Origin of the sequence: Bacillus sp. JJ1127, from assembly GCF_036965845.1 — a bacterium.
Lineage (GTDB): Bacteria > Bacillota > Bacilli > Bacillales > Bacillaceae_G > Bacillus_A.
This window is the reverse complement of record NZ_JBALQK010000360.1, coordinates 1-10,419: the sequence shown is the minus strand read 5'-3', so window position 1 is coordinate 10,419 and position 10,419 is coordinate 1. Positions and strand designations below refer to the sequence as shown.

Sequence of the window (10,419 nt, the reverse complement as noted above, 5' to 3'; positions counted from 1 at the left end):
TTATTATAGTTACAGTATTAATAGAGGTGAAAAAATCCATATATAGATTTCGGAAAATAGGGAAGAATAAGAAGGGTACAACGTTCATATAGTAGATGGGGGGAATCTTGTAATAGTGCTACTAAAAAACGAATTATCATGATAAAAGTTATTTTCTGTGAATAATAAATTGGCAGGAAATCTCTCAAAATGATCGGCTTACATATAGTTTAGGGAGGGTACAGAGATGAAAAAGATAAAGAAATTAACAGCTGTTGTAGCGCCAGTATTGGCAATGAGCATGGCTTTATCAGCATGTTCAGGTGGGGGAGACAAAAAGCCAGATACATCATCTCATAGTAATGGGGACAGTAAATCTGATATTAAATATGCAGCAAAACAAGTATTGAATCGTACAGAAAATCAGGAAATTCCAACAATGGATACATCTAAGGCAACAGATGTACTTGGTGCGCAAATTTTAGGGAATACAATGGAAGGGTTATATCGTCTTGATAAAGATAATAAGCCGATTCCAGCTGCGGCAGAATCTAGCACAAAAAGCGAGGATGGCAAAAAGTATACATTTAAACTTCGTAAAGATGCAAAATGGTCAAACGGTGATCCTGTAACGGCGAAAGATTTCGTGTTTGCATGGCACCGTTTGCTAGATCCAAAGACAGCAGCGGAGTATGCATTTATTGCTTACTATATTAAAAATGCAGAAGCAATTAATAAAGGAGAGGCAGACGTATCTACATTAGGTGCAAAAGCAGTAGACGATTATACACTTGAAGTTGAACTAGAAAGACCAGTTCCGTATTTCTTGAATTTAATGGCATTTCCAGCGTATTATCCGCTAAATGAAAAGTTTGTAAAAGAAAAAGGTGAGAAATACGGTTTAGAGGCAGATACGGTAGTATATAATGGTCCATTTGTTATGTCTGAATGGAAGCATGAACAAGGTTGGAAGTTGAAAAAGAATGATAAGTATTGGGATAAGAACAGTGTAAAGCTTGAAGAAATTAACTACAGTGTAGTAAAAGAAGAAGCGACAAGAGTAAATTTATATGATAGTGATCAAATCGACTTTTCATTACTAACAGGAGAATTTACTGATAAATATAGATCAAAGAAAGATGAATTTGGGACATATTTAGAAACAGGCACGTTCTATTTACGCTTAAATCAAAAACGCAGTGGTCAAGATACACCGCTGAAGAATAAAAAGTTACGTGAAGCAATCGCATTATCAATTGATAAGAAGAATTTAGCAAATGTAATCTTAAACGATGGTTCAAAACCAGCAGATTTCCTTGTTCCAAAAGGATTAGCAACTGGTCCTGATGGGAAAGACTTCACAGAAACATTCAAAAATGGTTTGAAACAAGATACAAAGAAGGCAGCAACAGCTTGGGAAGAAGCAAAAAAAGAACTGGGTAAAGATCAAGTGACACTTGAGTTTTTAAACTATGATAGTAGTAATGCTAAAAAGGTTGGTGAGTATGTAAAAGATCAAATTGAGAAAAATTTAAAAGGTGTAACAGTGAATATTAAAATGCAGCCATTTAAACAAAAATTGAAATTGGAGTCCGAGCAAGACTATGAACTCTCTTTTGGAGGCTGGAATCCAGACTATGCAGATCCGATGACATTTTTAGACATGTTCGAATCAAAAAACTCTCAAAATCAGATGAGTTATTCCAATCCCAAATATGACGAAATTATTAATAAAGGTAAGACAGAATTAATGTCAGATGCGAAGAAGCGTTGGGAAGAGTTAGGAAAGGCAGAAAAAATGTTACTTGAAGAAGATGTAGCACTTGTGCCTCTATTCCAATCGGGTAGATCTTATGTATTGAAATCAAATGTCAAAGGAATTGTAAAACATAACATCAGCCCAGAATACAGCTTTAAGTGGGCGTATGTAACAGAAAAGTAAATAGTGTAGAGAAAAGCATTTCTAAGAGAAGCGTTATCGCTTTTTAGAGGTGCTTTTTTATTTAAGCTTAAATATAAGAGTTTTTTCGAAACCACTTCTTTATTGCTATCTTAAAATTTAGCGGCAGCAAATGTTTAGTTAGACGGTAGATAAACTACCCGTAAAAATTCGATTGGTGAGGATTAAAGTTTCTCTATATGTTGCACCGTTTTTTATGTGTATGAATATAGGTAATGGTAGTATAGAAAAAATGAAGGAGAATCCCATGAAACGAAATGTATATATTGATTTTTTAGCTTATTACGGAATTGGGAGTGCTCATCCTGGTGGTTTTACGTTAACGAAGCAGTTATTAGCGAAGTTGCCATTACAACATGATGCGAGTGTACTTGAGATAGGGTGCGGAACAGGGCGGACAGCAGCTTACATGCATAAGAAATTCGGCTATAAAGTAACGGCAGTTGAAAATAATGAGATTATGATTCAAAAGGCAAAAGATAGGTGGTTACAAGAGCAATTACCAATTGAACTGATTCAAGGAAGTGCCGAACAATTGCCGTTTTCGGATGAGAAATTTCATCTGGTTCTTGGAGAATCTGTACTTGCTTTTACAAATAAAGAACAGTCTATTCCAGAATGTTATCGCGTACTACAAAAGAATGGAAAGCTTGTTGTTATTGAAATGATAATCGAAAATCATATATCGCGTGAAGAAGAAGAGAACATACTAAAACTATATGGAATGAAACAGTTACTAACGGAGAATGAGTGGGTTCATTTATTTCAGAAAGCGAATTTTAAGCGAATAAAAATTGGTGGTGGCGGCACAGTTGCCGAGACAATTGCTGGGCAAAATGAACAGCCAGAGTGGAATTTGTCACAGTTTATTCCAGCTGAATTATATGATGCATGGGTACAACATGAACAAGTATTGCATATGTACCAACATGTGCTAGGACATCGTGTGTTTATTTGCGAAAAGTGAATTTGTAGAAAGAGTGGTCTATCTGAATGTTTTATAATGATATGTAAGAAAAGGAGCTGACGAAAAAAATAGCCGACTCCTTCTTATATTAGATGAAAAATAATGCTGCTAAAGCGATTCCGAAAATAAAACCAAAAGCGAGTTCATAGCCGCCGTAACCATATCCATATCCTCCGCCATAGCCAGATCTACAGTTATCACATCTGCGGCCACGGCAAGAATCACAGCGATCATTTGAATTTGTATCATAGTATCCAAATCCTGTATCAAAAGATGGACGCCGAATTGGCTTGATCCAAACAGAATCTTCTGTTATATCAATTATTTTTCCTACATGAATGTTACCATCATAATCTTCAATTCGTACCACTTTTCCAAAAAAACGTCGACATGTATCATGGCATTTTCGGTGATGCATGTTTTTTCCTCCTTCCGCATTACAGTAATACGATATGTGAGCAGGACAAGTGCGGCTTGTACGAATGACCTATGTTTCATAATTGTTAGAGAAAAGGGGAAATATATATAGAAGATTAGTACCAAGGAGTGAATAAGATGGAATCTACAGATCAATTTCAAACGTATGAAGTTTCTTGGGAGAAATTTATAGCAGCACTTCGGGATGAAATGAAAAGGCAAGTAGGGGCAGATATTATTGATCAAGTTGTTTGTAACTTAAAGGATGGATTTGAAGTGTATACATATATACAAGGAGATTTGGAGTTTGAATATAAAGAAGCATTTGAACGGAAATTTGGAAGTGATGGAAAAACTCCTAATTTGTTAACTGTTATGTTATTAGCAAATATTTATCAGACGGGCGAAGAAAATATTCGTTTACATGCGGATCATAAAGATAATCCGATTGTTGAAGTATATGTGAAACGATGAAAGGCACGCTATAAGCGTGTTTTTTAAATTTAAAAGTAAATAATTCGGAGTGTGTTCTTTCCCTGTGATGGACATTTTTTTGTTATAAGAAATACATCCCTAATATCAACATTTTTTTGCATCGGTTATTCTTTCATAACACATTTGTGCTAGTGTTAAATACTTCCCTAAAACGACGTTTAATGCCTTATTATAGTATCATTTCGACAACGCCTTACTTTAAGCTCGGCACGACGGATAACCTGTTTAATGAAAGGGAATTATCAAAAAGAGTACTATAAAGCAGAACAAGCCCAAGACATGGATAAGGAGTGAACGAGCGATGGATAACATGATGACTGCGGGCAGCTTTGGTTCGCAAAACGGGGCGGCTCAAAAAACGGTTGGCCAGTACTTGTTCGATTGCCTAAAGCTGGAGGGCATTACTGAAATTTTTGGCGTCGCAGGGGACTATAATTTTACACTTCTTGATACTTTAGAGCGGTATAACGGCATTCGGTTTATAAAAGGACGGAACGAATTAAATTCGGGTTATGCAGCAGATGGCTACGCAAGAATCAAAGGAATATCCGCACTTATTACAACCTTCGGGGTCGGGGAGCTCAGTGCCTGCAATGCGATAGCGGGGGCCAACAGCGAGAATGTGCCAATCATTCATATTGTGGGTGCGCCTCCTGAGAAGGATCAAAAAGAACACAAGCTGATGCACCACACTCTAATGGATGGAAATTTTGATGTCTTCCGCAAGGCGTATGAGCAGATTACGGCTTATACCGCGGTGCTTACGCCGGAAAACGCCAAGATTGAAATTCCGGCTGCGATTCGCATTGCTAAGGAAAAGAAAAAGCCGGTATACCTGGTTGTGGCCGATGATTTAGTGACCAAGCCGATCAAGGTCCGGGAATATCCGGTACCGCCACAGCCAACGTCTAACCTGAAAACCCTTCAAGCTGCGGTAGATCATGTCCATCGGCTACTGGATCGTGTCCACCGACCGGTTATACTGGTGGATGTGAAAACAATGCGTTTCGGCCTTCAGACACCAGCTCGGCAGCTGGCCGACGCCATGAACGTGCCTGTTGTAACGATGATGTACGGGAAGGGGGCATTCGACGAAACCCATCCAAATTATATCGGAGTGTATCTAGGCTCTTTCGGGGATTCTGAAGTCCAAAGTACGGTGGAAAATGCAGATTGTATCATTGCGATCGGCATGGTATGGGCGGATACCAACACCGCAAATTTTACCGCAAAGCTGAACCCACTGGTGACTGTCAATATTCAACCGGACATGGTCAAGATCGCTGAGGCAGAATATCCGAATGTTCTTGCAGCCGACATGCTGCTTGCCGTGCAGAAGGTGGGTTACATGGGCCAAGGTTTGGCGAAAAAATTGTCATTCCCTTACGATCAATTCACAACTAGTGCCGACGAGCCTCTAATGGCGACCGGATATTATCCACGTTTTCAGCGCATGCTGAAAGAGGGCGATATTGTGATCGCCGAGACCGGAACGTTCTATAATGGAATGGCGGAGGTGAGACTGCCGAGAAATGTAACATATATTGGGCAAGGAGGATGGCAGTCCATCGGTTACGCAACCCCCTCGGCGTTCGGTGCTATTATGGCCGCGCCCGAACGCCGAGTGTTGCTGTTTACAGGTGACGGCGCCTTGCAGCTAACAGCCCAGGAAATTAGTTCCATGCTCTATTACGGCTGCAAGCCCATAATCTTCGTCTTGAACAACGATGGTTATACGATCGAGAAATATTTGAATGTCAAAACAGAGGGTCAAAAGTACAACCAAATCCCTCGGTGGTCTTACACCAGGCTGGCCGAAGCTTTTGGAGGCAACGCGTTTACCGTTACGGTTCGGACCTATGGAGAGCTTGATCAGGCTATAATCCAAGCTGAAAAGGAAAGTGCCGAAAGACTCTGTATCATTGAAATGATCGCCGGGAATCCGATGGACGCACCTAAATATATGCGACAGATGCGCAGTTATATGGAGAAGCAAGAAATGCAGCGCAACCAGAAATAGTCCCAAATAACAAGAATGTTCCTGAAAGATGGATTTGATCTTTAAAGGGTACCATTGATAAAAGAGCACATAGAAAAAGCGTGTTTTGAAAAAAATTGATCAAAACACGCTTTTTTATATTCAATTGAATCATCCTTTTATAAAAAAGTTTGATAACTTTTGTGATTATTGCTCAATTAAAGCACCCGATTATGGAAGATCTTATTGTAGATACGCCCTCGTTACTTTAAGTGATTCATTCACAATATTATTAAGTAAACTCCCTGGCCCTAATTTGATACTAATAGAACATTTCTAATCATATTCTTATAATAGAAAACAATAAAAAGGGGTGTAAAGTTAGTTGATAAAAGTTAAGGTTAGTTTACGGCCCATTGTAAGTAAGATAAATTTACCTACCGTTTTGAAAACAACTAGACTTCCGGGTGACTCAATTGAAAGATTATTTATTGCAACCCAGGTAGGAGAGATCTTTTACATAGCAAACGGAGTTATAAGGACTTTTTTAGATATTCGCTCGCGAATCATAAAATTAGGTAATTCTGAACTAGGTGTTTCTGGTAGTGGATATGATGAACGGGGATTGCTAGGGCTAGCGTTTCATCCAGAATTTTATCATAACGGTCTGTTTTATCTTCATTATTCAGTAGCTGGAACACAAGGTCCAGGCGCTCTTTCTGAACCTTTTAAGCCTAACCCATGTGATCCCAAAACTTTAAACTTAAGGTGGATAAATAGAGAAACGGGGTATGATCATATTGATACAGTTGAAGAATGGATTTTACAATCGAATGGTCAACCTCAAAAACGACGGACATTACTTAACATAAGAAGACCATTTTTTAATCATAATGGTGTCAATAGCTTAAATTTTTCACCTGAAACCGGAAAACTTGTTTTAACAACTGGAGATGGTGGATCAGGTTATGATCCATTTAATTTAAGTCAGGATGATATGGAGATAGCTGGTAAAATAATTGAAATTGATGTAGTTAAGAATACATTTATCTATAATCCCCCCGTAGTCACAAGTTTTAATGAACTTCCCGCACCTATTCAGGAAACGCTTACGGTAATTGCCAAAGGGGTTCGCAATATAACAGGCATTTCATTTCAAAGGTTTTATAATCAGTATATCAAATATGTGGGAAATGTTGGGCAGGATTTGGTAGAGTCGATTTTTTCATTCGTTCATTATAAACCAATACCGGTTACACAGCTAATTCAAGCTTCTTTAATGAGGTCTGAACCTGACCAAGAAGGATTTATTAACTTTGGTTGGCGAGGATGGGAAGGTGCTTTTCCTACTTCCTTTATAAGGGGCTGTTCTGAGAATCCGACTTTGAATGAGAAAACAATTGCTTATTACAATGACGTTGTAAAAACTTTAGTGAGGCGTCTTCAGCCTTTAACTAGTTATTTTCATAAAGATCCCCGCCCCGATAAGTTTGGAGGAACTGCACTTACAGGAGTCCAGCCATATATGGGAAATGGAATCCCAAATTTAACGGGAAGCGTCGTGTTTACCGATCTTGCCCAGTATGAAGAATCTCGCCCTCCGGTTAAAGGGGCTTTAGCTTATACCAGGGTAAGTACAGATTGTAAACTAAATGATTTTAGTGTTATTGAAACCGATTATAATTTTGGCTCTCAATCAGCTTATTATGTTAATTTGGGAACGAATCTGGATCAAACCAGACTATATTTAGGGGTTTATGGCTCTATGAAAGTGACTGATTTTAACCAAGGTACTGTTTTTGAAATTGTTCCATGATTTATAACTATAAAATTCGACGGCTGGCGTATTTGTCATACATTTATGACGATAAAGACAAAGAAGGAGAAAATTTCAAAATAGAGCTAATTGTAGCTTTGAAATAAAGTTTGTTCAAAAATACTTCGCAAACCCCGTGTCCATCAACTTAAGGAATGCATTGTTCCCAAAAATGCGAAAAATGAATTGAATTTTCATAGACAACTGTGAAAAGATAAAACTTTCGTTTTGGGGATACTCTAAAATATTAGCTTGATGATGTGTTATGACTCTGTTTAGTGAAATAAGCTTATCTCGCAATCTCTCATCTAAATGTATGATTAACTAGTCCCTCCCATTCTACAAAGGACAACTTATCTGTAATATGTTTTAATTCATTAGGAACCTCAACATAACATATTAATTCTAAACTGTTCCCATCTGGGTCATTGAAGTATACGGAAGCATTACCTTGATGTGGGCGGATAAATGGCTCAATAAGTTTTCTATTATCAAATGGGACAGCTTCAACTTGAATAGAATCTAGCCACTTTAAGGATTCTTTTAAATCTTCATATGAAACTCGAAAAGCAATATGTCTTAAGGAAGGGTGGTATCGGGTTTCATACTCTTTTCCTTCCCATAAACCCAACCAACTTTTACCTTCTTCAATCCAAAAGAAAGCTGTGTTTTCATCACACCAAGCAAGTTTTAATCCTAATTTCCGGTAAAATTCAATTGAATTTTGCAAATTACTAACTGGTAAGTGTGCTTCATACAATCCTTTAATCATCTGTTTTTCCCCCTTACTCTCTGTTCTTGAATATTAAATATATCAATGTAAAAACAATATTAAATCCACTAAAAGTATTAAAATTCTATACATCTTTAGAGCTAGTGTAATAGGGGGGACATACATGCTCATCAACTCAAGAATATTCACTGCACCCAAGTATAAAAAATGCCATTCTCATTCCAATTGATTACTAACAGGCAATACCGCATAAAGCGCAAGGGAATGAATAGTATAGAAAGTGACGAATTGGATATTTTTTGGGGGTGTTTTCATCAATTGGTTTGTTCGTTATTGGTATCAATCGATGATAGAGACAGGTGCAAACTATGTTCATGTAAGAAAGATGGCCCTTGCAACCAAGTTAGTTATTACAGCCTTATTGAGTACATTTGCCACTATGCTTCAATCAGCGGGGGGCTTTATGCCTGGTATAGGTTTTCTGATTAGTTTTCTAGCGACATTACCAATTTTTTTAGCTACTTGCTTTTCTATCCGCCAGGGAATCCTCTCTTATACCCTTACGATTTTCCTTTTATTTATTATTCAGCCGAGTGAACTAATTATCTTTCCCTTTACAACAGGTTTATTAGGTATAGCGATGGGTGTGGCCTTTTTACAATTGAAGAGGAGGATTGTGGTTGTTTCCTTTTCATCGATATGTCTATTTACGGGTATTATGATGATTCTGTATGTATTCCATTTTCCAGTGCTAGGCCCTACTGTTGATACAACTATGGATTCAAAGGTTATTGCAATAATATTTATATTGAGTTTTCTTTACTGCTGGATCTTCGCGGAGCTTTGTAGAATACTCATGAATAGATTGTGTCGGGTATTGTCTTAATAGTTGCATAAAATCTTTTTGAACGAATAAGCGTTGAATGCCACATATATTTGAAAAGAAGGAGGAGACAAGATGAATATGCCCTTGATCAGCAATACCAAACGTTATTGGAGCATGTGAAACATTTTGAATACAATGCTTAATCCCCTTGGTGGCCTTGGAGCTGAAAAAACTATGTTGGAAGTCAAAGCAAATGAGCTGTTTCAAAATGGAGCTTATTGTATGTGGGTAATTGGTCATTTGATATAATTATGTAATCAAGCAGTGGGTACGTATCCAGTGGGATAGTCCGGTTGATTTCTCATTACTTGAGAAAATGATCGAGTTTAATATTTTGGATAAGGCAGACTGTTCAACTTTTTGGCGGAAATAAAAAAATCGGATTATTAAGGGTGAACCGAACTCTGAATAGCTCCACTTTTTTAGTGTCCACTATTTGGGGCTCGGTTCATTCATTAGTTAAGCTTTTTAGGTGTATTTCGTGACTGTTACTGATATATTAAAATAAAAAGTACATGAGAAAGAGAGCGATAGAATGAATAAAACGGTGGGTTTAAAGCAATTTGAATTAACGCGTGGAGCATTAGTTAAATTTATGCAAACGTTGGATATTAAAACTGCGGATAAGCAGCCGGATGGCTTCAACAACACAATTCGCTGGCATATCGGTCATGTGTTAACTGCAGCAGAGTCGTTCATGTTTGGCAAAGAGTTTAAGCATTTGCCAAGCGAGTATCCAAGCCTTTTCGGATTGGATACAAGGCCATCTGAATGGAAAACAGAAGGCCCTTCACTAGAGGTGCTAATATCCCAATTACAAGAGCAAGCATAGCGCATTAAAGTAATTCCGACAGAATCATTTGAAAAGAAGCTTCCGGAGCCGTTCTTAGGATTGGAAACAGTAGGTGAGCTTTACGGTATGATGCTGTACCATGAAGCGGACCATATCGGTCAAATGAAGGCAATGAAACGTATTATAGAAACAGAAAAGTAACGAATAACCAAATATGAATAAGTCTGTACAGCGTACAGGCTTATTCAATTATAACTCTAGAACAAAACAATTATTAACTGTAACTAAATCAATAAAAGAGGAATTAAAAATATTAATAAAGAAAATAAAAATTTTTCGTTTTTTCTTTAAAGGCGTTATCTTTTTTCAAATTTATTTGATTTAACATAAGCTTA

8 protein-coding genes and 2 pseudogenes are annotated in these 10,419 nt (G+C 37.6%); 8 read left to right on the top strand and 2 right to left on the bottom strand.

Going from position 1 to position 10,419, the window contains the following annotated elements; genetic code table 11:
- Positions 1 to 226: 226 nt before the first annotated feature.
- On the top strand, positions 227 to 1,921 hold the full coding sequence (locus V7183_RS24390; protein ID WP_097894560.1) for a peptide ABC transporter substrate-binding protein: 1,695 nt from the start codon (positions 227 to 229) through the stop codon (positions 1,919 to 1,921).
- Positions 1,922 to 2,186: 265 nt separating this feature from the next.
- Positions 2,187 to 2,906 (top strand): class I SAM-dependent methyltransferase, encoded by a 720-nt coding sequence (locus V7183_RS24385; RefSeq protein ID WP_335361132.1) that lies wholly within the window; start codon positions 2,187 to 2,189, stop codon positions 2,904 to 2,906.
- A gap of 88 nt (positions 2,907 to 2,994) precedes the next feature.
- Here the strand turns inward: V7183_RS24385 and V7183_RS24380 are convergent, their stop codons facing one another.
- Complete coding sequence (locus tag V7183_RS24380; protein WP_097894562.1) at positions 2,995 to 3,324, bottom strand: hypothetical protein; 330 nt, start codon at positions 3,322 to 3,324, stop codon at positions 2,995 to 2,997.
- Between the two features lie 137 nt (positions 3,325 to 3,461).
- On the opposite strand from V7183_RS24380, the gene V7183_RS24375 reads away from it, so the two are divergent.
- The 3 genes from V7183_RS24375 to V7183_RS24365 all read left to right on the top strand — a co-directional run bounded on the left by V7183_RS24375 (position 3,462) and on the right by V7183_RS24365 (position 7,612).
- On the top strand, positions 3,462 to 3,797 hold the full coding sequence (locus V7183_RS24375) for a hypothetical protein (protein ID WP_335361131.1): 336 nt from the start codon (positions 3,462 to 3,464) through the stop codon (positions 3,795 to 3,797).
- 322 nt (positions 3,798 to 4,119) lie between these two features.
- Positions 4,120 to 5,838, top strand: coding sequence for an alpha-keto acid decarboxylase family protein (locus V7183_RS24370; protein WP_335361130.1), 1,719 nt, complete (start codon positions 4,120 to 4,122; stop codon positions 5,836 to 5,838).
- Positions 5,839 to 6,181: 343 nt separating this feature from the next.
- On the top strand, positions 6,182 to 7,612 hold the full coding sequence (locus V7183_RS24365; RefSeq protein ID WP_335361129.1) for a PQQ-dependent sugar dehydrogenase: 1,431 nt from the start codon (positions 6,182 to 6,184) through the stop codon (positions 7,610 to 7,612).
- A gap of 304 nt (positions 7,613 to 7,916) precedes the next feature.
- Here V7183_RS24365 and V7183_RS24360 read toward each other — a convergent pair whose 3' ends face one another.
- Positions 7,917 to 8,384 (bottom strand): VOC family protein, encoded by a 468-nt coding sequence (locus tag V7183_RS24360; RefSeq protein WP_335361128.1) that lies wholly within the window; start codon positions 8,382 to 8,384, stop codon positions 7,917 to 7,919.
- A gap of 274 nt (positions 8,385 to 8,658) precedes the next feature.
- On the opposite strand from V7183_RS24360, the gene V7183_RS24355 reads away from it, so the two are divergent.
- The 3 genes and pseudogenes from V7183_RS24355 (at position 8,659) to V7183_RS24345 (ending at position 10,225) form a co-directional block, all read left to right on the top strand.
- Entirely contained in the window at positions 8,659 to 9,231 is a 573-nt protein-coding gene (locus V7183_RS24355) for a hypothetical protein (protein WP_097894567.1), read from the top strand.
- A 244-nt stretch (positions 9,232 to 9,475) separates the two neighbouring features.
- Positions 9,476 to 9,604: pseudogene (locus V7183_RS24350) on the top strand (iron chaperone); the annotation flags it as partial.
- Positions 9,605 to 9,766: 162 nt separating this feature from the next.
- Positions 9,767 to 10,225, top strand: a pseudogene (locus tag V7183_RS24345) (DinB family protein).
- Positions 10,226 to 10,419: the final 194 nt, after the last annotated feature.

Excerpts from the sequence above, each read along its gene's own strand:
- V7183_RS24390 (WP_097894560.1), top strand. The coding sequence starts at position 227 with ATGAAAAAGATAAAGAAATTAACAGCTGTTGTAGCGCCAGTATTGGCA.
- V7183_RS24370 (WP_335361130.1), top strand. The coding sequence starts at position 4,120 with ATGGATAACATGATGACTGCGGGCAGCTTTGGTTCGCAAAACGGGGCG.
- V7183_RS24360 (WP_335361128.1), bottom strand. The coding sequence starts at position 8,384 with ATGATTAAAGGATTGTATGAAGCACACTTACCAGTTAGTAATTTGCAA.
- V7183_RS24375 (WP_335361131.1), top strand. The coding sequence starts at position 3,462 with ATGGAATCTACAGATCAATTTCAAACGTATGAAGTTTCTTGGGAGAAA.
- V7183_RS24385 (WP_335361132.1), top strand. The coding sequence starts at position 2,187 with ATGAAACGAAATGTATATATTGATTTTTTAGCTTATTACGGAATTGGG.
- V7183_RS24380 (WP_097894562.1), bottom strand. The coding sequence starts at position 3,324 with ATGCATCACCGAAAATGCCATGATACATGTCGACGTTTTTTTGGAAAA.